This window comes from uncultured Sulfitobacter sp. (genome assembly GCF_947502895.1).
Lineage (GTDB): Bacteria > Pseudomonadota > Alphaproteobacteria > Rhodobacterales > Rhodobacteraceae > Sulfitobacter.
Genome location: NZ_CANNBM010000001.1, coordinates 1010696 through 1032019, shown reverse-complemented (window position 1 = coordinate 1032019; position 21324 = coordinate 1010696). Strand labels below are relative to the sequence as shown.

Below are 21324 nucleotides of genomic sequence, written 5' to 3'. Positions count from 1 at the left end.
GATATGCAAACGACATTCACCGAAGAACAGCTAACAGATCCCGGTACTGCGCGCGCCAACGAGATTTTGCGTGCTTGTGTGCACTGCGGCTTTTGCACGGCGACCTGTCCCACCTATCAGGTGTTGGGCGATGAGTTGGACAGCCCGCGTGGCCGCATTTACCTGATCAAGGATATGCTTGAGAACGAGCGCGTACCTGACGAGAAAACCGTCAAGCATATTGACCGCTGTCTTAGCTGTCTTGCCTGTATGTCCACCTGCCCGTCAGGGGTGCATTACATGCATCTCGTTGATCACGCGCGCGATTATATCGAGCAAAAGTACAAACGCCCGTGGGGTGACCGTGCGCTGCGCTGGATTCTGGCGCAGATCTTGCCGTATCCAATGCGGTTTCGTGTGGCGCTGTTGGGGGCAAAGCTGGGCCGCCCGTTTGCGCGGTTGATGCCCGATGCCCGCCTACGTGCTATGTTGCAGATGGCGCCAAAGGTGATCCCGCCGGTCAGCCGCAATGACGACCCGCAGACATTTGCGCCAGTGGCCCCAAAGCGTATGCGCGTGGCGTTGATGACAGGTTGTGCGCAAAAGGCGCTGAATACTGACATCAACGATGCCACCATTCGCCTGCTGACGCGGTTGGGCGCCGAGGTGGTCGTTGCCGAAGGGGCGGGATGCTGTGGGGCGCTGACCCACCACATGGGCAAAACCGCCGAGAGCCATGAGACAGCAGGCAAGAATATCCGCGCTTGGGCGCGGGAAATGGATGCAGGCGGGCTTGATGCGATTGTGATTAATACATCCGGTTGTGGCACTACTGTAAAAGACTACGGGCATATGTTCCGTCATACCGATCTGGCGGCGGATGCGGCGCGGGTTGCGGGCATCGCGCGCGACGTCTCGGAGGTGGTGGTGGAGCTGACCAAAGACGATTGGCAAGCTGATCCTGCATGGGAGCGCGTGGACAAAACGCCGCGCCCGCAGGCAGGTACTGTTGTGGCCTATCACGCGGCCTGTTCGTTGCAGCATGGCCAACAGATCAAGACCCACCCCAAAACGCTACTAAAAAAGGCAGGTTTCACCATTGTCGAGCCTGCGGATTCGCACCTGTGCTGTGGCTCTGCGGGAACCTATAATCTGATGCAGCCCGAAATCTCGGCGCAGTTGAAAGAGCGGAAGGTCAAGACGCTGGAGGCCAAGAACCCCGATATCATAGCGGCGGGCAATATCGGGTGCATGATGCAGATTGGCTCTGCCGCCTCTGTGCCGATTGTCCACTCGATTGAGTTGTTGGATTGGGCCTGGGGTGGGCCAAAACCACCCGCGCTGGACGGCGAAAGAGCGCCGAAAGACGACATTCCGCGCTTGCGCTAACGGGCTTTGCCCTAATTTTGCCACATGTGCCGCGTATCGCGAGGGGCGTGTGTTTTGGTGCGGGGGGAATCCGGTTTGCGGCGATGGATGGCTTTGACTGTTGTAGGGCTGTTCCTCACCTCCGGCGCAGTCGCGCAGGATGCAGGATTAAAGCGTCTTGATAACGGGGACGACGCCAAGGCGTGGGAAGCGGTCGGGCGACTGGACATTAATGGCAAAGGGTTCTGCACAGGGGCGTTGATTGCACCCAAACTGGTGCTGACGGCTGCACACTGCATGTTCGACAGTGATACGGGTCAGCGCATTGATGAAGGCCATATCGAATTTTTGGCAGGCTGGCGCAATGGTCGTGCGGGGGCTTACCGTGATGTAGCGCGTGTTGTGGTGCACCCTGAGTATCGTTTTGACGAGGTTCTGTCTTCGGAGCGTGTGCGCAATGATCTGGCGCTGCTTGAGCTGTCGCAGCCTATCCGCAATACATCCATCAAACCATTCAAGACGGCTGCGCGCCCGCGCAAAGGCGACCGTGTCGGTGTTGTCAGCTATGCACTGGACCGTGCCGAGGCACCCTCCTTGCAGGAGGTATGCGCGGTGCTAGCCCGTCAGGACGGCGTACTGATTACCTCTTGTTCTGTTGATTTCGGTTCCAGCGGTGCGCCGATTTTTGTTATCGAGAACGGACAGGCGCAGATCGTATCAGTTGTATCCGCCAAGGCCGAAGTGCGCGGCGAGGAAGTGTCACTAGGCACCGCGTTGGGCCAGCCCTTAGCCGAGTTGCAGGCCGAACTGGTGGCAGGACGCGCCATATATCTGGGTTCAACACCCGAAAGCCGTCGCGTGCGCGTGGGCGATGAAAAGGTAGATACAGGCGCGAAATTCGTCCGCCCCTAGCCCCCTTGAAACGCTAAAACCAATCCCCACATTATTCTCATCAGGACGCCTATACAGGGTTCTGGTGAATGACACGTCGGGTCTGTCCAATGGTGGAAGGCCCGAACATGACAATCGCTCAATGATGAGGATATACATATGCGTAACTTTGATTTTGCACCGCTTTACCGCTCCACAGTCGGGTTCGACCAGATCGCCAGCCTGATGGACCGTGTGCTGACCGCCGAGACGAGCCAGCCAAGCTATCCGCCCTATAACATCGAAAAGCTGGAGGATGACGCTTATCGCATTTCTATTGCGGTTGCGGGTTTTTCCGAGGCTGATCTAAGCGTTGAGGTGCGCGAAAAGTCCCTGATCGTATCAGCCCGAAAAGCGGATGAGGATACCGACAAGACCTATCTGCACCGTGGCATCGCCACCCGAGCGTTCGAGCGGCGCTTTCATCTCGCCGATCATGTGGTGGTCACGGGTGCTGCCCATGCCGACGGTATGCTGCACATCGAGATGGAGCGGCAGGTGCCCGATGCGTTGAAACCGCGTCAGATCCAGATCGCATCTGATGCGGCGCGGATTGGTAAGGATGTCGTAGACGCCAAATCGGTAAACTGACTCTAACAGTAGTCTGAACAGAGGTCTGGCGCAGGAATGCGCCGGACCCTTTCGTTTGTGAAAAGGTGCTTTGGAAAACCAAATATCAACCTGTGGCTGTCATCGTGTTCATACCACGGTGACACAGGAGGATTTGATGGTCAGTTGGTCATGGTGCGCAGGCGCAATCTGCGGCCTTTTTGCAGCAACAAGCCTGTATGCAGGCGCAATTTCGTTATTCGAGACAGGCAGCACACGCGGGGCGGTCTTTATCCCCGCCACCCCTTTAGGCAGGTCGGAGGCAGCCGAACCGTCCAGCCTGTTCATAGGGCGTGAAGGGGCCAGCCTGTTTGCCAGCCGCCCCAAAGCAGAGCCTGCAATGGCGGTGGCAACAGGCAGAACCTTGGGTGGTACACCAGTTGAGGTGGTGCGCCAGATCATCGAACAGGCAGAATCGCGGCGCGATGGGTATGATGCCGTGCAGCATGGCGCACGGATCAAGCCGCCGCGCAGGCCGACGCAGATGACGCTTGGCGAGATTTATAAGTGGATCGACGATACCCCGAACCAGCCACATGCCATCGGCAGATACCAGTTTATCCCGCCCACCCTGCGGCGTGTTGCACGCAAGATAGGGGCCTCACCGCAGCAACGGTTTTCGCCACGTCTGCAAGACCAGTTGGCGGATGTTCTATTGGCCGAAGCAGGGTATCACGACATCCAAGCAGGCAAGATTACCCGTCGCGCATTTATGAATAATCTGGCCAAGATATGGGCTGGTTTGCCGAACGATACCGGACGTTCGCACTACCACGGTCACGCAGGTAACAAGGCCAGTATGACATGGGCAAAGTTCGATGCGCAGATGGCGCAGGCGTTCCCCTAGCTATTGTGGGTGCGGCAGTTGATTGCCCGCCACAGCACCTAGGTACCGTGCCAAGATGTAGGTGCGCGGCGGCAAAAGGTACCGCCGCGCGGATCTGTCTTAGACGGACATACAGATGTATTTCATTTCCAGATAGTCCTCGATGCCGTGGTGGCTGCCCTCGCGGCCAAGGCCCGACTGCTTGACGCCGCCAAAGGGGGCGACTTCGGTCGAGATCAGGCCTGTGTTTACGCCGACGATCCCGTATTCCAGCGCTTCGGCTACCTTGTATACGCGGCTGAGGTCTTTGGCGTAGAAATAGCTGGCCAGACCAAAGATCGTGTCGTTCGCCATGGCAATAACTTCATCTTCGTCGGTGAATTTGAACAGCGGTGCAAGGGGGCCGAACGTCTCTTCCTGTGCAACCTGCATATCCTGAGTGACCCCAGTCATAATCGTCGGAGCGAGGAAGTTCCCGTCCATTGCGCCGTTCGAGCCAAGCACGATTGTAGCGCCTTTGGACGTGGCATCGTCAATATGTTCTTTCACCTTTTCACCCGCAGCGGGGTTGATGAGCGGGCCAAGCGCCACGCCTTCCTCAAATCCGTCCCCGACCTTGAGTTTTTCGACAGCTGCAACCAGTTTGGCTGCAAAAGCGTCATAAACGCCCGCCTGCACATAAATCCGGTTTGCACATACACAGGTCTGGCCGTTGTTGCGGAATTTGCACAGGATTGCGCCCTCGACAGCGGCATCCAGATCAGCGTCATCAAATACAATAAACGGCGCGTTGCCGCCCAACTCCATTGAGCATTTCATGACTTGATCGGCGGCTTGTTTCATCAGGATGCGCCCCACTTCGGTTGAACCTGTGAAGGTGAGTTTGCGCACGGCCGGGTTTTCGCAGAATTCCTTGCCCACAGCGGAAGAGGAGGACGATGGCACCACGTTGAATACGCCAGCGGGGATGCCCGCACGTTCAGCCAGCACGCCCATAACGATCGCGCTCAGGGGGGTTTCGGCGGCCGGGCGCGCCACGAAAGAACAGCCGGCGGCCAACGCAGGTGCTGCTTTGCGGGTAATCATCGCGTTGGGAAAATTCCATGGCGTGATAGATGCAGCAACGCCTATGGGTTGCTTGATCACGGTGATACGTTTGTCGCGCTGGTGGCCGGGGATCGTCTCGCCGTAGACGCGCTTGGCCTGCTCACCGAAAAACTCGATGAAGGATGCGCCATAGGCAACTTCGCCTTTGGCCTCGGCCAGCGGTTTGCCTTGTTCGGCCGTCAGGATCGCACCTAGATCGTCCTGATTTTCCATCATCAGATCAAACCATTTGCGCAGGACGCCAGCGCGCTCTTTACCTGTCCAGCTGGCCCATTCCTTTTGCGCGGTCTCGGCCTGCGCGATGGCGCCTGCCACTTGCGCACGGCTTAGGTTGGCGACTTTTGCCACCACATCGCCACGTGCGGGGTTGGTCACATCAAAGGTGCCATCTTCACCGTCCACCCATTTGCCACCAATGTAGGCGCGGGTTTCCAGCAGGCTGGGGTCTTTGAGAAGGGATTTAAGGTCGGTTGCCTGCGCAGTCATGAACATTCTCCTTGAATTCGTCTGGGAACCCAAACCAACTCTGGGTATGATTGTCCAGATCACATTGAAAGGATCCATGCGATGAAGCTGGATGATGCTTATGCGAACGCGGCTTATATCGATGGCGCGGATGCCTATCCCCCCCGCTGGGCGCAAGAGGCGTTGGCCTTTCGGGAGGCGCTGGGCGCGCGGGCGCAGCAGGGCGTGTCCTATGGGCCGTCGCCACGGCAAGTCTTCGATATGTTCCAACCCGAAGGCGTATCGCGGGGGACGATGATTTTTGTACATGGCGGATATTGGAAAGCGTTTGATGCAAGTGTCTGGTCGCATCTGGCGGCGGGTGCGCTGGCACGGGGTTGGGGTGTTGCCATGCCCAGCTATGACCTGTGCCCTGATGTGCGTATCGGCGATATCACGCGCCAGATCGCTGCAGCTGTAACGCGCATTGCCGACCGTACTTTTGGGCCTCTCGCGCTTGCTGGCCATTCCGCAGGGGGACATCTGGTATGCCGCATGACCGATCCGTTGATCCTGCCGTCAGAGCTGCGGGGCAGGATCAAACAGATCGTCTCGATCTCGCCTGTGGCCGATTTGGTCCCGCTGATGGACACCAGCATGAATGAAGTGCTGCGGCTGGACGCTGCCGAGGCGCAGGCGGAAAGCCCTGTTAACATGCCTCCACCCCACGGATTGGATTTGACCATCTGGGTCGGGGCAGATGAACGCCCCGCATTTCTGGATCAAGCCGAGCAGTTGTCCCGTACATGGGGCGCGCGGCGCATCGTCGAGCCGGGCAAACACCACTTTGATGTGATAGACGCATTGGGCGATCCCGACAGCGCAATGGTCAAGGCGCTTTTGGGGTTGAAGTAGAGCCCCAAAAATTCCGCTTCCTGCGGCAAGTGATGTAAAAAGGTCATTTTACGGCGCACGGTGTTCAGCCTTTCTTTTGGCGCGGTGTTTTGTCAAACTCGGCTTCAAGTAGTGCGAGGGGGATGTAAATTGCCTTCACATACCCTATATTGATGATAAGACTTATTAAAACGGAGCATTTAATGGCAAATCTTGACGCGCAAGTTCGCGAATCCCAAGCTCAGGTCGCTGAGGCACAGGGTAAAATTGCTGAATTGACCAGCAGGATTGAAACGGCACGGGCGAAACTGGCTGCGGGTGAGGCGGCTGAAATAGATATCGAAAACGCCTCGCTTGAGGATGTGCATGCCCACACAGAGACGATGAATGCCAACATTGCCGAGCTGATTATGGGTTTGGATGACGTGACCGCAGGGTTCAGCCGCGATTTCGACGAGATGCGGTCAAAGACCGGTTGGGAAAGCGTAATTGGCATCTTCTCGTCTGCGAAGGCTGACAGCATGCGGCAGGAACGTGTGCGTAGTGCCAGCATTGATGACAAATTGCAGGATCTCATCGCAAAATCCGACACGATTGTGCAGTTGCTCGAAGGGCAATTGGCAGTGCTGGAGGAGCAGAAGGTCAAGGTGGAGGGCAACCTCACCGATACGCTCAATGATCGTGAAATGACCGTATCCGAGCTTGAATCCCTGCGCACGGACATCGGGAACATGGATCCGGAAATTATTAAACTGGAAAACGCGATTGCCTCCGAGATGGATGCCGCCAAGCGTACCGCATTGGAGAGCAAGCTGGCCGAAGCCAACAGCAGATACAACGCAATGGTGCAGGAGGAGCAGGTAAAACTCGCCAAGAGCCAGACGTTGGAGCGGTATATCGACAAGGGCAAAACCTGGGTGGACAGCCTGCAGAATCAGGCGGCAACGCAGATGGTGCTGATCAACAAGCTGCAAACCGACACCAAGCAGCGTGTGGTTCTCTATGATGCGCTGACCAAATCGTTGAAAACTGCACAGCAGCAGGATGTGGCCCACCGCATCAACGAGATCGGTGTGAAAACGGATCAAGAGGCACAGTCGGCCATGGCGGGCATCGGCTCTGCCACGAACGCGCGTATGGCCGAGATGATGGAAAAGCATGAGGATCACATGGTATTCGCCCGTGACGTGCTGGAGCAGAAGGCCAAGGCAGACGAGCGGTTCGCGCGCCGCTTTGCCAAGATCATCGAAAAGCATGACAGCAATGCGTATGGAGAGTAGATGGCGCGCATGCCATCTGTTCTGAAAAATAATCTGCTTATGATTGCTTTTGGTGCCGTCATTGTCTGGCTGGCTATCGCGATGATCTGGCCATGGTGGGCATTCGTTTCAGGCGTCACCTGTATAGTCATCGGGCTTTTCCGTTTGGCAGACTGGCAGTCTGGTGCAGATCGCTCTGGTATGGGGCCTTGGGGAGATTCAAGTTGAGAATTTTGCATGACTGACCCGACCGCCAACCACTATGACCTGAAAGATACCTTCGCCAGCCGCCGGTACTTCGCCAAGTTCCAAGGCATCATGCAACACATGCTGCGTGTGGCGGGTGTGATGGAGGCCGAACGGCAGTTAACACGCGATGAGGTGAGTATCCTTGCAGGCTACGCTGTGCATCTGACCAATACGTTTCAGGCGCTGAGCTGGAAGTATCTGTTGGTGGGCCGCGAGACGGGACGCTTCTTTGGCTCGCTCACCGTGGACGGGCGCGACAGCGGGTTTCCCGTGGCTGCTGAATTGATGACCATGGCCAATGACGCCCAGCAGGCACAGACCCATCTGGCCGCGATGCCCAGCGTCGAGGCGCACAAGGATCAGATGGTCCAGGCGATCCTGAGCGATCGGACGCTGCCGACAAAACTGCAATTCAGCCTGTCACAGCGGCTCTATTACGAAGAGTTGTTGAAAGGGCATTTGTTTTGGGTGCGCAACGATCCACAGGCAGAGTATATGGGCGACGTTGTGGATCGCCGCAAATACCGCCTGCATTGGGCGACCTATGACAGTCAGGTGAACCTGCCAGTCATCTATATGATGGAGTTGGAAGATTCCGGGCGCGAAGCGTTACCGCGCGATACCCGCCGCTGGCCCGAAGTACAGGCGCATCTGAGCGCGCAGGCGCTTGGTGGCCTAAAACTGGTGACAATTGCGCGCGGGTTCGATGAGGATTTCGATGATCTGCACCCCAAACGCCTGCGCCGCTTCCACCTTGGGCCGATGTACAGCCACGCGTATACCCGCCAGAACGGCCCGCTGCGTGATGTGCTCGCGGAGGCCAAAGCGCCCGAGGGACAAGACTGGGCCATGGTCTGGACTGAGGAAGAGCTGGTCTCGGACCGTGTAATAGAGGAAAAATCTGGTTGGTTTTCGACGGTGGAGCGTGAGATTTTTGCGTTGGATCCGATGGGCGGCGGTCTGCCTGATATGGGGGCGACCCGTACCCAGCGCAGCATCATCCTGCCCCAACGCCCCTATCAGGTGCTAGAGGAGCATAACCCGCCGGGATTCAGCGGTGTGCGCAAGTTTGTTGTCAGCGCTGGCGGGCGCGTGTTGCAGTATTGAACGCAGCCGTTCGTGCGTGGGGCGCGCGTCGCACTAGAGTATTTTTGGCCAGAAAAAATAGAGGCCGGTTTTGGATTTGAGAGGATGTTTTTGTGAGCCAGACGTCAGACCAGATGGAGCTTCGTGAAGAAGATATTGCCAGCCATGTTGCTATGGCTCAGTCGCTGATTGAAGGGTTTGACCATGCACCGCGTATTGGTAAGGCCGCGGGGGAACCTGCTGCTGAACGCTCTAGCGGGATTGGGACGCGGCGTCGTTTCCGGTCAACCACGCCGGGGTTGGTGACGCAGCGGCGGGTGCCGTCGGGCGCGGTGCAATTGATCGCGCGGGTTGAGGGGGCGGACGGCGATGATGCATTGATGTCGCCGTTGCAGGCCAGCGTCCTGCACGCGGTGCGGCGTGCGATTGCAATTGCGTTGGCTGTGGCCGAGAATTTTGCGGAACAATCGGGATTGGGCGATCTAAAGCGTGCCAATCTTGAGGGGTCTGTGCCAGCTGCGCGCAAGGCCGAGTTTGGTGAGCTGCTGGCGGCGGAGGCTTTGGTCACGCTCTATGTATTCGGCAATGCGGTGGCGTATCTTTTGTCAGCACATCTGTCCGAGACCACCGTTGAGGTGGGCGATGTGGAGGAGGTACTGACCGACAATGGCCAGACCGCACTGCATGGTGCGCTATGGGAACTGGATCAGGATATTGCTGCACATGCTGCGGACGATGCACGGTTGGTGGCTACGGTAAGTGCCTTTGCTGAAAGTCTGATGGAAAAAGTCGGCTTGCGCGCTGCGACCGCGCCACGCCTGGAGGCCTTTACCGCCGCTACATGGCATGTGGAGGCAGATGATTTCACCGTGAGCGGGTTCAGTCCGGCGTCGGCGGCGAAATCAAGCACGCTGACCATGACGTTCAAGAAACCGAATGAAGTGGTGGGCAACCATATCGCTAAATACCAGTCAATGAAGCTGGCCAAGATGCTGATGGCTTATGACTTTGACCGCCGCCTCAACCCCTTTGCCGATTTGGGTGGCTTTATCTTTACCTTCATGGGGGATGGGGCACCAGGCACGGGGAAAACGACCCTCATCCAGATGATGGCGGGGCTGATCTCCGAGTATTGCGGCAATGCGGGCTATCCTTTCCGTTATCAGAACCTCAGCACCGACAACATTGACAGCTATCAGGGCAAATCAGGCCAGAACGCCAAGTCGTTTATCAACAATATCATCGATCCCAGTGTCATCGGCTTTGGCACTATTGACGATATTGACCAGCTTGCGGGCAAACGCGGCGACCGCCAATCCTCTGCGGGGCAGTTGGAGATTACGGCCGTGTTGATGGAGAGTTTTGCAGGGGCCAATACGGTTGTGCGCGGCAACTGCACCTTTGGCATGTTCTCGAACTACCCCGAGAATGTGGACGATGCCCTGCGCCAGCGTGCGGGCGCACGCTTCCTTGTTGATGGGCCGCAGACGCGGGAGGATTACGTCGACATCCTTTATCTGCTGATGGGCAAGAACCACGACATCCCGCTGGGCGATCACGAGGTGTTCGAGGCGCAGGCGATCAAAAAGGCCGTTGCGGCATCGTTTGCAGGCCACGCGAAACCGCATGAGGCGGGACTGTTGGAGGTTTATAACGCCGTGCAATCCCAGATTGGCGCGCTGGACACGATCAACAAACTGGGCACGTATCTAAAGGCGATCCAAGAGGCCGACCCCCGCTTCACAGGCCGCGCGATCAAGAACATCACCGACGCGGTAAAAGTCCGCGCGATGGATTTCGAACTGCCCGACGAATGGATGGAGCAGCCCGACCTGTTCCTGTTCAAAGACTACGACACCAAGAAAGCGATGATCGAAGACATGCGCCAGCCCATCACGGTGGATATGGTGGTGCAGGAGATCAACCGCTATGCGGATTCCGAATTCCGCTATGCCGACAAGTCGGATGAGGTGGCGATTGAGAATATGGTCCGCGACTTTGGGCGCAATGAAGAGGCTAAGAAGCGGTATTTGGGGGGCGGCAGTTGAACACTCTCGCACTTTTAGAGGCCTTAGAGCAGTTCATTGCTAGTCACCAATTGACGTTGGTTGTGATCGCGATTCCGATGCTCACTCTCTTGGTGACAGCGCTAACAAACCGCTCATCTGAGAGGAAGTCGTTGGCAGAGAGGCGGATTGAACGAGATTTAGAAAGAGAACGGATATTAGTTGAATTTAGACAAGCTTGGATAAATGACCTCCGAGATGCTCTTGTCGAGTATTGTTCACAAGTTTTTTCAAGTGAGGAGCGTGACGATCAGTGGATGAATCTGATCGGAGCCACTACGAGAATTAGACTTCTCATGAATCCAAATGATCCCGACTTTGCAGAATTGGATGGCTACTTATCTCAAGGGATAGCAGCCTTTTCTAAGGATGAGGGGATTTCAAATTTATCAACTGACATTAACGATGTAAGTCAGCGCATTTTAAAGCGGGAATGGGATCGCTTGAAGGAAGACCTAATATCACTGGAAGATAAATTTCTATGAACCGCCTCATCCGCGCCGGCTTGATGTTCGGCAATCTCTTTCACGTTCATTCGCCCGCCTTGGTGGAGCGGTATAACCGTGCGCTGCATCATCTAACGGGCAAGCGCACGAAGCTTACCGATTTCTACATCGACATCTCTGGCTACTCGCCCGAGATTGGCGACGAGCTTAACGACCCACTCTACCTCAACCACAAGGGCGTGAACCGTCAGTTTATCTTGCTGAGCGTCGAGCAGCGTATGTCGCCTTTGCTCAACACCAAATTCTCGACCTCCAAGGCGATCTTGCAGGACTTTATCGAAGAAAACGAGGCGGCGCTGTTTGCGTTGACGGCCAAGGACGCTGTGGCGGGGGAGTTGGTGAACTCGGTCTATGACGTCACCTCGCCCGCGCGGCTGTTTGATATTCGTCGGATCACGATCGATGCAGATACCACGGGCGGCACGGTCAAGGAAGCCGCCCGTCTGGCCGAGATGGTCGACCAGTTTCGCGATACGGAAAATGGCTGGTACGACGATGTGCTGATTTCGCAGATGATCGAGATTGCAGGCAAGACCGGCGATGTGGTGCGCAATCCGGTCAAGCTCAAGGTCATGTCATTTGATCAGCGCAATTTCTGGACGGCGCATTTTGGCGGGCTGTATGTCTTTCAGGATGTGGCCCATCCTGCGGCGATTGCTCCTGCGGGTAAGGCGGGGCTGGACGGTCTGCCGCTGAAGTACGTATTTGACGGCGCGCAGCGCAACCGTATCGCGCAGTTCTTCCAGCTTAATGGCCTGACGCAGACGATACTGGAGGCGCGGGGCATCAAATCGGCTGCGATCCTGCGGCAGAAGATGGACTTTATCCTGATTGACGCGGTGGCGGATCAGGGGGTGGATTTGACGGGACTGTCCCGCGGGGACCTGCGCCGCCTTGCGCGTGATCATAGCGATAAACTACCGCCGGAATTCCACACGCTGGGGCAGCTGGTGAACTGGGCCGAGAACGGCGGCGCCTTCCCCAATATCGACAGCGCCGATCCGGTTTATTTCTATACCCTGCGCGCAGCGGATACCCCTGATGCGGAACTGGTGAACATGCTGCTGGCCGAGCTTGCGCCCAAAGACATCCGCCAGCTGTTCATCTGCCACAAAGACCTGTTCTACAGCACCTACGCGGCTTGGCCCGATGCGAAAAAGGCCTATGTTGCCGATTTTCTGGAGCGCGAGTACCTTATGGACAAGGCAGGCGTGCGCGATGCGCTGTTTGGCCATGAACCCGCATTGGAAATACCGCCGCTGCCGCGTAAACGTAAAAAGCCGCCGCCATTGCCACAGGATCGCATCAAAGCGGTCGGGCCCTGGGGCGCCGTAAAGAGGAGATAGGACATGGCTGCACTCGCCCGCTTGATGGTCATTGGGTTTATCGTACTGACAGTGATTTATGTCTGCCTGTCGCTCTATTCGCGCGCAGTGCGCAAGGGCAAGCTGCGTGCGGAATGGCATGAGGGCCCACAGGACCAGCCGCTGGAGGCGTTTTTGGAAGAGGGTCTTGAAGACTATGACAAGTCGCTGCGTCGCAAATTGATCCTGTCTGTCTATGTTATTCCTGTGATCCTTGTGTCAGTGGTCATCTATCTTACGAATTTTGCCTGAGAGGGGTCGTACATGTTTGGTCTTATCCGTTGGACGTTCTGGATAACCGTCTGGGTGCTGGTAGCTGCTGTATTCCATTACACGCTGCCGCAGACCGATATTGTGCGGATTACCGACACCTACGAGAAGCGTCAGGATTTTGGCGAGAACTCTATCTTTTGGGCGCAGGCGGATACAGGCACAGACGGCACTTTGATGAACCGTGATGTCTTTTTCATCCAGACGCGGCGCGTGGGCGGCGATGTGATGGTCTACCGCAACGAAGATACGGGCTGGGGCTGGCCGCCTTACTTCAAATTCGACACGTCCAATCTGCAAGCAGAGGCAGGGGAGTTCCGCTCCACCGAGGAGAACGCCCGTTATGTGGCGATCAAACACTACGGCTGGCGCAACGAGTTTTTGACGATTTTCCCCAACGCGATCTCCGTGCGCGAAGTAGACGGGCCTGATGCGTCCAAGGGTATTCCTTGGCTGAATATCATTATCCTGACCCTGTTTGCAGCAGTGACTTACGGCATTTGGGTGCGCTGGCGGCGGTTCCGCAAGGCGCGGATTGATCCCACGATGGAAGCGATCGAAGATGATCTGGCCGATGCGTCCGGCGCGGTTACCAGTTGGCTGGGGTCGTGGCGCAAAAAGTCATAAGCGCCTTCGCGCGAGAGTGCGTCAAATCATTTAAAAATTTGGGTGGGAATTGCGGAGAATTCCGCATCCCGCCGCTGTCTTCGTACTTTGTCTGTCAACTGGCGGGCTGAACCATCCGCCCCATGCGCCGACCGCCCAGAATGTGTACATGCAGATGTGGCACTTCTTGTACCCCATGCTCGCCCGCGTTGCTAATCATACGAAAGCCGTCGCCCGCCTCCAGCGTGACACCTTCCATGCGGCACACCTCGCCGATGGCGCGTGTGTAATCGACGATCTCCGCGTCCGAGGCACTGGCCGCGAAATGGTCATAGCTGACATACGGACCTTTGGGGATCACCAGCACATGGGTAGGCGCCTGCGGATACAGATCGCGGAACGCGAGCGTGTGTTCCGTCTCTAGGACAGTGGTATTGGGAATTTCACCGCGCAAGATTTTGGCAAAGATATTCTGGTCATCATAGGCGTAGGTCACGGGCAAACTCCTCAGTCGGCAAACAGGTAATCGGTGCTGGCAATCTCTTGCGCTTTATCGCCACTGATGCCCAGAAACTTTGCCAACTCATCGGCGTTTTCCTGCGCCGAGGCGCTTTCGCGCATCCGGCTGTGGTTCTCGAACTGCGCATCGCGGATGGCGTCGCTCTCGAAGATCATATCATTGCGGATGGTAGGCAACAGACGGTCCAACGTCTCTTGCGAGGTTTGCTCGCCTGCAAGCCCTACGCGCATGGCATGGCCGATCAGGTAATCCTCTGTGAAGGTGCAATCAATTTCGAGTATCTTGGTGACAGAGCGGTCGGCGGCGAAATCTTCAAGCAGGTCCAGATTGCTGGGGTCCATGCAGACGATCAGGCGGTCCGTCTCAAAGTAATCAAACAGCATCCGCATCAGGGCGCGACGGTGGCGCGTCCGTTTGCCCAGCGTTTTCTCAATTCCGCCAAGCGCGGGCAGGGGCGTGTCCTCTTCGTTGAACACATATTCGATGGCAGGCACGTTTGTGGTCTGGCGAATACGTTCCAGCACCCGTTTGGCCACGTGCCACTTCTTGCACACAACAATCAGCAGTTCACGCTCACGGCCCAGCGTGCTCTCCGTCTCCCAGAACCGTGTCGAAAACCGCCGCCCGATGCGGCCACGACCGGTGAGGAACTTGAACAGGCTGCGTCCTTCGTTGCTAATCTGGAACCGCACGCCCTGAGCGGCATAGAGCAGGCCGAGACGGCGCTTGAGGTCCTGTGCATCGGGGCTGATCTTGCGCGCGAACAGATAGTCCTGACTGAGCAGAAGGTCATAGTGGTCGTTATAGAATGTCACTGGCATCCCGTAGTCGGTGAACATCAAAAACGTCAGAGTGCGCCCGCGAATCTGGTCTTCGGGTACCATATGGCGCACGAGGGTCTGAAAAAACGTCTCGTCCGGTATCCATGTGGTGCGGAAAAACCGGATCACATCACGGCGTTTTTTGCAGAAATCCAGTATCCATTCGATGGTCTGGCGGCGCAGGCACCACCACTGGCTACCGATCTGTACCTGAATATCCGCAGGAATTTCCCGCGTCAGGCCAAAGCGTTTCTGGAAGTTGAACATCGCATAAAACAGCTTTTTCTGCGTCCGCTCGTTGAACCAGTGGCGATAGATCAGCCGCTCTTCTGTCCAGCCTGTCTTGATCCAGTCGCTCTCGAAATAGTCGAAACTCTCGATGAAATCCGCATCGTTGTTATCAAGAAAGTGATGGGTGTATTCGGCTGACTTGATCGCCATGCAATCGCCTGACAACATGTAGAAATGTGTCGCGCGCGGAAAGGCGTCGACGGCGGATTCTACCGCGTGCAAAGTGGCCTGCACCAGCGACCATTCCCCCCATCCGCACTTGATCCGTTTGGCGGCGAATGTGACGTTGGGGTTGTTATCCAGTGCTTTGCGAATGGCCTTGTATTGTGCCGGATCCGCGCTCGCGTCAAAATGGATCGACATATAGTCGCCCACAGCAGTCAACCGTTCCGCCTGCTTGATGATGGCGTCCGGGTCTTTGTGACACAGAAGGATATAGGCAATTTTTGCCATTCAGGAACCATTCACCGTAAATATACTCGATTGTTTACATAGATAATCGTGAACACTCATTGAATAAACAGCAATTATTTGCTTTTGTAGATCAAAAGCCGTCCCAAGAGGCGGCACAAGCAGTTTGAGCAGGAGTAGCGCGGCATGGGTTTCCCGGGAACTTGGATGACCGAGAGTGAGAGCGTGGTGTACCGTGTGGTGCCCAAATGCGCCTGTTCGACCATTGGGCAAATCATGTATTACTCTGATCATGGGGCCTTTTTTGATGGCGATATCCATGATGCTAAGGGCGGAATGCACAAATGGGCGCTTGATGGCAGTCAGGATGCGATTGCACGAAATGTGCAAAATCACAGCTCGTACGCCTTTACCTGTGTGCGCAATCCCTACACCCGCATCCTCAGCTCCTTCTTCGATAAAATCTGTGGCATCCAGCGTAACGGCAAACGGTACCGTGGCAATTTAGTGCCACTTTTGGTGCAAAAATACGGGATCGAGGTTGGTGGCCCCGACGGCAAGCAGGAATTTGACCAGATCGCCAGCTTCCGCCGCTTCTTGCTGTTTGCGCGCGATACCATTCGCTGGCGCCGCCCGATGGACCCCGACATTCACTGGTCGGCCATGTCTGGCCACGTTAGCACCTTTATCGTAAACGGCGGCACGTACGACAAAATCGTCTGGACCGAGAGTTTCAATGACGGGATGCGCGATGTGCTGGACGCTATCGAGACACCCAATGCGATTGATCTGACCACCATCCCCCGCTTTAACGAGAGCGAAGGTCACGGCCCCAAGCGCGCCCATCCGGTCGAGGATTACTTCGACGACCTCTCGATGCATCTGGTTTATGAAATCTACAAACGTGATTTTAACCTGTTCAAATACGACTTTGAAAACCCCGCAAACAAAATGCCCATAGGCGAGATTGATCTGGACGAGGTGCATGCAAAGCTGGGGGACTGACCCGACTGTGCAACCACCCTTACCAAATGACTAATATTTTGGTTAAAATTTAGCAGGTTGTTTCGTGCGCGAAACATCCGGTGATCGCTTTGGCCTGAAAGGTTCCTGACTATGGAATATGTTATCCCGACCCCACCCCAAGCCAGTCTTGCGGTGCAGGGCAGCAAAGCGCGCTTTCCCGTGCGCCGAATTTTTTGCGTTGGCCGGAATTACGAGGCCCACGCGCGCGAAATGGGCAATGATCCCGATCGGGAGCCACCGTTTTTCTTCACCAAGCCAGCCGATGCAGCCTGCGATACGCCCTGCACGTTGCCCTACCCGACACTTACCAACGACCTGCATCACGAGATCGAGTTGGTGATCGCGATAGGCAAAGGTGGCTCCAACATTGCGCCCGAAGACGTCGCGGCCCACATCTGGGGTGCCTCTGTCGGCATTGACCTGACCCGCCGCGATCTACAGGCCGAGGCCAAGCAGACCCGCCGCCCTTGGGACTGGTCCAAAGCATTCGACCTTTCGGCGCCTATCGCTCCGCTCAAGCCGATCGCACAGGTGCCAAGCCTGACCAATGGGCGCATCTGGCTGGCTGTGAACGGTGATATCCGTCAGAACGCCGACATCGCCGATCTGATCTGGTCCGTCTCCGACCACATCGCCACCCTGAGCCAAGGTATGACCCTCGCGCCCGGTGATCTGGTGATGACAGGGACACCCGCAGGTGTTGCATCCGTTACCGCAGGTGATGTGATTACAGGCGGCGTGGACGGCATAGCAGAGCTTGAGGTCACAATCGGCCCGCGCGCCTGACTTTCTATTTTTCTTGGCCTTAAATCCTCCGGGGGAATTGGCCCTTCGGGGCCAAGGGGGCTGGCCCCCTGACACCCTTTGCCGCGGGCTCACCTGTTGGGTGGCATGCCCCATTGGTTTGGCGTCTCTTCTGTTTTGGTGCAGTAGAAGACGATCAAAACAATCCATCCTACAATGGGTATAAAGACCAGCAGATACCACCAGCCTGTGCGCCCGATGTCATGCAAACGCCGGATTGCCACCGCAAGGGAGGGCAGGAACAGCGCCAGTGAAACCAACAATCCTACCGGCCCGCTATCGCCCGCACCGATCGCGCTGTCGATCATCGCAGAACCGATGCTGAAAATTATCGACCAAAGCACCCACCACCAGAACTGTGAGCGGGTCGAGCGGGTCTTGAAATCGACATACCGCGCCAAGCCGTCTTTCAACGCTCCGGGAAAGGTGTTGGCGTCACCGCGTGCGGGATCGCTGGCGTTACTCGATGGCATGCGGTCGGGTGGGGGCATTGCACCGGTCCCCGTGTTCGCCCGACGGTAGGGCAGCCAGTCGTCCATGCCTTCCTGCCAGACCAACGTATCGCCCCTTATGGTTCCAACGGCAATCAGTTCTTCAAACTCTTGTGCGCTGACAGGTCCGTGTGAATTTCCTTCAACGGCGTAATACCAATCTGTGCTCATGTCTGGTCAATCCCTTTTTGTTCAATTGCTCCAGCCTAGCGGTCCAGATGCCCTGCTGCAACGCTGCTCAACTGCTGTGTTGTGACAGGGTTTGTGCCGCGCGCGCGCGGGCTTCTTCTGCCAGAACGGGCAGGCCTGATTTGGCATAGACCTCGCCCAGCATCAGGTTCAGCGGCACGCCGTCCGGATCGTAGGTGCGCCGCATTTCCAGCACTTGTTGCGCTGCCGAGGCACGGCCGTCTTGCACCAGTGCGTCCAGATGTATCTGCTCGAACAGATCACGCTGCGCATGACTGCCGCCACATTCCGACATGCGCGGCAGTGCGCGTGCCATGTCGCTGATCGCGGTGGGCCAGTCGCCCTTGGCATGCGCCATGATCCCCGTTGCAGCAGGCAGCGCCACCTCGCGCCATGCGATGTGGTCATGCTGGCGGGTGTCCTCTGCACGGTCGCGAATGGCTTGCATCAAGTTATCTGCCTCGCTCCGCTTGGTCCGCGCCAGCGCATAGAGATATTGCAGCGTCAGGAACGGATTAACTGTATCGGCCCCGCGCAATGCGACATAATCCGCCACATCGGCCCACCGCTCGCCGACGTCAACACCCGCAAATTCCATCCGCGCCAGCAGCGATGTCGCACCGACCTGATCTTGTGAATAGTCTTTGGCCAGCCCCCAGACATGCGTGTCATAAGCGCGGCGTACATCGTCATGCCGCCCGAGGCTCAGGTAAAACAACGCCAGATGCCACCAGTTATGGCTGCGCATAAAGCTGTTGAGCTGGCCCCATGTCTCGGCCACGCTTTCCATAAATGCGGCCCCTTCGGCGACGCGGCCCTGCGTCAGCATGACGTGGGCAATTGCGTGGTGCGACCATGCTTCGTCGGGTTGCAGCGATATTGCGTGACGCGCTGCCGCCTCGGCGCGGTCCAGCAGGTGGCATTGCTCATAGCCAAAGGCGATCATGCCGTGGGCATACGCGATATCTTCGGCTGTTGGCAGCGCCTTGAGCGCCATGCGCAGCATCCCCGCCGCATCGCCCAGATTAAACAGGTGATATTGCGCCAGCTTTAGGACTGACATGTCGCGCGGGTGATCGGTGGTGATCTGGTCACAGAGCGCCAGCAGCTCTGGCACGTCACCCTGCGTCCATGCAGCGACGGCGTCGATGATCAGCCCTTCGCGTCGGGTTACGCCGCCGCGTGCTGCTTGCGCGCGTTCCAGATAGGGCGCTGCTTTTTGTGGCGCTACTGGCGCTTCCAGAAACATCCACAGCATCGCGGCATAGGCATTGGCCAACGCGCACTCGGGTGCAGCATCGGCAGCGCCGATAATATGGGTGGCTTTGGGATGATAGCTGAGAAACCCATGGATGAAGTCATTGATACCTTGCAACGTATCATCGCGCTGCACTGTGACGGGCAGGCCGTAAAGATCGGTGTGCATCAGGAAGGCTCCTTTTGGTGGGAGGTAAAGCGGATCAAGTGGGCAGCCACGGCATCGGGCGCGTCCCAATGAATTGAATGGCCCGCATGCGGAACCATATGTGTCTGAACTTCGCCCAGAACGGTCTGGGCAAGCGCGGCTGGCATAATCAGATCGTCCTGCGCCAGCAAAGATTGTATGGGGCAGGTCGGTGGTGCGGTGGCATCGGGCGCATAGCCGTCGAGGGCGGCAATCTGGTGCGCCATGGCTTGCGGTGTTTGCGCAAAGGGATATGCCAGCGCAGCGGCGACTGCCTGTTCAATAGCGCCTTCCGCCTCGAATAGTGCGGGCGCGAATAGCCATGGAAACAACGCGCGCAGCCAGACGTCAGGCGCGGCATTGCTGGTGCGTATTGCCGCGAGGGTTTTGAACAGGGCTACGTTCCGCTCCAGCCGCAGAGGGGCAGAGGCGGCAAGGGTCAGGCTGCGGACCTGCGCAGGATATGCCCGCGCCAGCTCCCACCCGATCATACCGCCCAGTGAATGGCCCATGACATGTGCAGGGCCAAGGCCCAAATGCGCCAGCAGGGCTGCGCAATCTTGCGCGAATAGGGGGATGGAGGCGGGCGCGTTCCAAGGTGTTGTCTGACCTGTCGTGCGCATATCGGGACGGATTACGGTAAAATGCGGCTCTAGCAAAGGCAGTAGCGGGGCCCAGCTTGCCCCGTCGCTTATCATCCCTGCGATCAGTAACAGGGGTGGTCCGACGCCCTCTTGGGCGTAGTGAAGCGTGACATCACCGATGTGCAGGTCAGGCATTGGTATCCTTCCAGCAGGGCATGATATCGCCCTGCGCAGGTGTAGCATGATAGACAGCGCGCGCTATGGCGCGGCTGAGGCACAGGGCGGCAGCATGGCCCGTCATCAACACATCAGCCGCGGGCTTCGCGCCGGTTGTCAGGGCGAACACCAGATCACCGTCCATGGGGGTATGGGCCGGCAAGCAGGCGCGGGCGATGCCGTCATGAGCGGCTGTGGCGACACGGTGACATTCGGCTTTGGTCAGCGTTGCATCGGTAGCGACAATGGCGATGGTGGTATTGGCGCGTGCTGACATTGCATTCATCTTGCGGCTCTCACGGCTGAGGCCCAGACCGCTGGCAGGGTCAGGGCCAAGGCCGCCAAACTCCTCTTCCATCTCGAATGGCGCGGCGTAGAAATGCCTGTCACCGGGTGTGGTGACAGCCCCCACGGGATTGGCCGCGACCAATGCGGCAACCGTGCTGCCATCAGGCAGGGTGAGCGATGCAGTACCTAGCCCGCCCTTGAGCATGGCTGTCAGCGCACCTGTGCCCGCGCCGACGCTACCAATCTCGAACTGCGCTTGTGCTGCGTCATAGGCGGCCAGCCCCAGCGCGCGATAAGGGTTCTCTTGCCAGTCTTTTTCGCCACCGTTCAGCAGATCAAACAGGATCGCCCCAGGTACCAGCGGGATTTGCGCAGGCCCGATGCGAAACCCGCGCCCGTCGCGGCGCAGTCCGTCCACCACGCCCGAGCATGCGTCCAGCCCGTAGGCGGAACCGCCCGACAACACCAGTGCATCGACGGCCGCCACTGATTTGTCGGGGGCCAGCAAATCAGTCTCGCGCGTGCCCGGGGCACCGCCCATGACGGCGACAGAGGCAACGAAGGGCGCATCGCCCACCACAACAGTGGTGCCTGATTTCAAGGCTACGTCCTGCGCATTGCCGACACGCAGGCCCGCAATATCGCAAAGGCTGTTGGTGGGTCCCGCTTGCATGGT

Annotated in this window: 22 protein-coding genes; 15 read left to right on the top strand and 7 right to left on the bottom strand. The window is 57.4% G+C overall.

From position 1 onward, the window contains the following. Positions 1 to 3: 3 nt before the first annotated feature. The 4 genes from glcF to Q0903_RS05220 all read left to right on the top strand — a co-directional run bounded on the left by glcF (position 4) and on the right by Q0903_RS05220 (position 3733). Positions 4 to 1368 carry a glycolate oxidase subunit GlcF gene (glcF, locus tag Q0903_RS05235; protein WP_299413438.1) on the top strand — a complete coding sequence of 455 codons (1365 nt, stop codon included), beginning with the start codon at positions 4 to 6 and terminating at the stop codon, positions 1366 to 1368. A gap of 87 nt (positions 1369 to 1455) precedes the next feature. Continuing rightward, positions 1456 to 2259 carry a trypsin-like serine protease gene (locus Q0903_RS05230; RefSeq protein WP_299026038.1) on the top strand — a complete coding sequence of 268 codons (804 nt, stop codon included), beginning with the start codon at positions 1456 to 1458 and terminating at the stop codon, positions 2257 to 2259. Between the two features lie 138 nt (positions 2260 to 2397). Then, positions 2398 to 2868: an Hsp20 family protein gene (locus Q0903_RS05225; RefSeq protein ID WP_299026035.1), complete on the top strand. Its 471-nt coding sequence runs from the start codon at positions 2398 to 2400 to the stop codon at positions 2866 to 2868. A gap of 136 nt (positions 2869 to 3004) precedes the next feature. Continuing rightward, positions 3005 to 3733 (top strand): hypothetical protein, encoded by a 729-nt coding sequence (locus Q0903_RS05220; RefSeq protein WP_299413435.1) that lies wholly within the window; start codon positions 3005 to 3007, stop codon positions 3731 to 3733. Positions 3734 to 3832: 99 nt separating this feature from the next. Here Q0903_RS05220 and Q0903_RS05215 read toward each other — a convergent pair whose 3' ends face one another. After that, positions 3833 to 5305 carry an NAD-dependent succinate-semialdehyde dehydrogenase gene (locus Q0903_RS05215; protein WP_299413433.1) on the bottom strand — a complete coding sequence of 491 codons (1473 nt, stop codon included), beginning with the start codon at positions 5303 to 5305 and terminating at the stop codon, positions 3833 to 3835. A gap of 81 nt (positions 5306 to 5386) precedes the next feature. Between Q0903_RS05215 and Q0903_RS05210 the strand changes: the two genes are divergently transcribed. The 9 genes from Q0903_RS05210 (at position 5387) to Q0903_RS05170 (ending at position 13584) form a co-directional block, all read left to right on the top strand. Beyond that, a complete protein-coding gene (locus Q0903_RS05210) occupies positions 5387 to 6178 on the top strand; it encodes an alpha/beta hydrolase (protein ID WP_299026027.1) in 792 nt (263 codons plus the stop codon). 182 nt (positions 6179 to 6360) lie between these two features. After that, on the top strand, positions 6361 to 7437 hold the full coding sequence (locus Q0903_RS05205) for a hypothetical protein (protein WP_299026024.1): 1077 nt from the start codon (positions 6361 to 6363) through the stop codon (positions 7435 to 7437). Then, positions 7438 to 7644 carry a hypothetical protein gene (locus Q0903_RS05200; RefSeq protein WP_299413430.1) on the top strand — a complete coding sequence of 69 codons (207 nt, stop codon included), beginning with the start codon at positions 7438 to 7440 and terminating at the stop codon, positions 7642 to 7644. 9 nt (positions 7645 to 7653) lie between these two features. Next, on the top strand, positions 7654 to 8772 hold the full coding sequence (locus tag Q0903_RS05195) for a hypothetical protein (protein ID WP_299413427.1): 1119 nt from the start codon (positions 7654 to 7656) through the stop codon (positions 8770 to 8772). A 92-nt stretch (positions 8773 to 8864) separates the two neighbouring features. Next, positions 8865 to 10799 carry an ATP-binding protein gene (locus Q0903_RS05190; RefSeq protein WP_299413424.1) on the top strand — a complete coding sequence of 645 codons (1935 nt, stop codon included), beginning with the start codon at positions 8865 to 8867 and terminating at the stop codon, positions 10797 to 10799. After that, positions 10796 to 11302 carry a hypothetical protein gene (locus Q0903_RS05185; protein ID WP_299413422.1) on the top strand — a complete coding sequence of 169 codons (507 nt, stop codon included), beginning with the start codon at positions 10796 to 10798 and terminating at the stop codon, positions 11300 to 11302. Before Q0903_RS05190 ends, Q0903_RS05185 begins: the two co-directional genes overlap by 4 nt. Next, positions 11299 to 12669: a DUF6638 family protein gene (locus tag Q0903_RS05180; RefSeq protein WP_299413419.1), complete on the top strand. Its 1371-nt coding sequence runs from the start codon at positions 11299 to 11301 to the stop codon at positions 12667 to 12669. The genes Q0903_RS05185 and Q0903_RS05180 overlap by 4 nt, the downstream gene beginning before the upstream one ends. Before the next feature lie 3 nt (positions 12670 to 12672). After that, positions 12673 to 12939, top strand: a complete 267-nt coding sequence (locus Q0903_RS05175; protein WP_299026007.1) for a hypothetical protein — start codon at positions 12673 to 12675, stop codon at positions 12937 to 12939. A 12-nt stretch (positions 12940 to 12951) separates the two neighbouring features. Then, positions 12952 to 13584 (top strand): DUF1523 family protein, encoded by a 633-nt coding sequence (locus Q0903_RS05170; RefSeq protein ID WP_299413416.1) that lies wholly within the window; start codon positions 12952 to 12954, stop codon positions 13582 to 13584. A gap of 94 nt (positions 13585 to 13678) precedes the next feature. On the opposite strand, the gene Q0903_RS05165 is transcribed toward Q0903_RS05170, so the two are convergent. Together Q0903_RS05165 and Q0903_RS05160 are read right to left on the bottom strand one after the other, a co-directional pair. Continuing rightward, complete coding sequence (locus Q0903_RS05165; RefSeq protein WP_299026001.1) at positions 13679 to 14059, bottom strand: histidine triad nucleotide-binding protein; 381 nt, start codon at positions 14057 to 14059, stop codon at positions 13679 to 13681. 11 nt (positions 14060 to 14070) lie between these two features. Beyond that, positions 14071 to 15648, bottom strand: coding sequence for a DUF5928 domain-containing protein (locus Q0903_RS05160; protein ID WP_299413414.1), 1578 nt, complete (start codon positions 15646 to 15648; stop codon positions 14071 to 14073). A 144-nt stretch (positions 15649 to 15792) separates the two neighbouring features. On the opposite strand from Q0903_RS05160, the gene Q0903_RS05155 reads away from it, so the two are divergent. After that, complete coding sequence (locus Q0903_RS05155) at positions 15793 to 16611, top strand: sulfotransferase family protein (protein WP_299025995.1); 819 nt, start codon at positions 15793 to 15795, stop codon at positions 16609 to 16611. A gap of 111 nt (positions 16612 to 16722) precedes the next feature. Then, positions 16723 to 17418, top strand: coding sequence for a fumarylacetoacetate hydrolase family protein (locus Q0903_RS05150; protein WP_299413411.1), 696 nt, complete (start codon positions 16723 to 16725; stop codon positions 17416 to 17418). Positions 17419 to 17507: 89 nt separating this feature from the next. Here Q0903_RS05150 and Q0903_RS05145 read toward each other — a convergent pair whose 3' ends face one another. From Q0903_RS05145 to Q0903_RS05130, 4 genes are all read right to left on the bottom strand, one after another. Next, positions 17508 to 18098, bottom strand: coding sequence for a DUF805 domain-containing protein (locus Q0903_RS05145; RefSeq protein WP_299413408.1), 591 nt, complete (start codon positions 18096 to 18098; stop codon positions 17508 to 17510). A 67-nt stretch (positions 18099 to 18165) separates the two neighbouring features. Then, entirely contained in the window at positions 18166 to 19542 is a 1377-nt protein-coding gene (locus Q0903_RS05140) for a tetratricopeptide repeat protein (protein WP_299413407.1), read from the bottom strand. Continuing rightward, a complete protein-coding gene (locus Q0903_RS05135; protein WP_299413404.1) occupies positions 19542 to 20339 on the bottom strand; it encodes an alpha/beta fold hydrolase in 798 nt (265 codons plus the stop codon). The genes Q0903_RS05140 and Q0903_RS05135 overlap by 1 nt, the downstream gene beginning before the upstream one ends. Beyond that, positions 20332 to 21321: a P1 family peptidase gene (locus Q0903_RS05130; protein WP_299413402.1), complete on the bottom strand. Its 990-nt coding sequence runs from the start codon at positions 21319 to 21321 to the stop codon at positions 20332 to 20334. Before Q0903_RS05130 ends, Q0903_RS05135 begins: the two co-directional genes overlap by 8 nt. Between the last annotated feature and the right edge of the window lie 3 nt (positions 21322 to 21324).

Coding starts and splice junctions, on each gene's coding strand:
- Q0903_RS05140 (WP_299413407.1), bottom strand. CDS start 19,542: ATGCACACCGATCTTTACGGCCTGCCCGTCACAGTGCAGCGCGATGAT.
- Q0903_RS05180 (WP_299413419.1), top strand. CDS start 11,299: ATGAACCGCCTCATCCGCGCCGGCTTGATGTTCGGCAATCTCTTTCAC.
- Q0903_RS05200 (WP_299413430.1), top strand. CDS start 7,438: ATGGCGCGCATGCCATCTGTTCTGAAAAATAATCTGCTTATGATTGCT.
- glcF (WP_299413438.1), top strand. CDS start 4: ATGCAAACGACATTCACCGAAGAACAGCTAACAGATCCCGGTACTGCG.
- Q0903_RS05215 (WP_299413433.1), bottom strand. CDS start 5,305: ATGACTGCGCAGGCAACCGACCTTAAATCCCTTCTCAAAGACCCCAGC.
- Q0903_RS05135 (WP_299413404.1), bottom strand. CDS start 20,339: ATGCCTGACCTGCACATCGGTGATGTCACGCTTCACTACGCCCAAGAG.
- Q0903_RS05210 (WP_299026027.1), top strand. CDS start 5,387: ATGAAGCTGGATGATGCTTATGCGAACGCGGCTTATATCGATGGCGCG.
- Q0903_RS05170 (WP_299413416.1), top strand. CDS start 12,952: ATGTTTGGTCTTATCCGTTGGACGTTCTGGATAACCGTCTGGGTGCTG.
- Q0903_RS05220 (WP_299413435.1), top strand. CDS start 3,005: ATGGTCAGTTGGTCATGGTGCGCAGGCGCAATCTGCGGCCTTTTTGCA.
- Q0903_RS05155 (WP_299025995.1), top strand. CDS start 15,793: ATGGGTTTCCCGGGAACTTGGATGACCGAGAGTGAGAGCGTGGTGTAC.
- Q0903_RS05130 (WP_299413402.1), bottom strand. CDS start 21,321: ATGCAAGCGGGACCCACCAACAGCCTTTGCGATATTGCGGGCCTGCGT.
- Q0903_RS05230 (WP_299026038.1), top strand. CDS start 1,456: ATGGCTTTGACTGTTGTAGGGCTGTTCCTCACCTCCGGCGCAGTCGCG.
- Q0903_RS05175 (WP_299026007.1), top strand. CDS start 12,673: ATGGCTGCACTCGCCCGCTTGATGGTCATTGGGTTTATCGTACTGACA.
- Q0903_RS05205 (WP_299026024.1), top strand. CDS start 6,361: ATGGCAAATCTTGACGCGCAAGTTCGCGAATCCCAAGCTCAGGTCGCT.
- Q0903_RS05160 (WP_299413414.1), bottom strand. CDS start 15,648: ATGGCAAAAATTGCCTATATCCTTCTGTGTCACAAAGACCCGGACGCC.
- Q0903_RS05225 (WP_299026035.1), top strand. CDS start 2,398: ATGCGTAACTTTGATTTTGCACCGCTTTACCGCTCCACAGTCGGGTTC.
- Q0903_RS05145 (WP_299413408.1), bottom strand. CDS start 18,098: ATGAGCACAGATTGGTATTACGCCGTTGAAGGAAATTCACACGGACCT.
- Q0903_RS05195 (WP_299413427.1), top strand. CDS start 7,654: ATGACTGACCCGACCGCCAACCACTATGACCTGAAAGATACCTTCGCC.
- Q0903_RS05150 (WP_299413411.1), top strand. CDS start 16,723: ATGGAATATGTTATCCCGACCCCACCCCAAGCCAGTCTTGCGGTGCAG.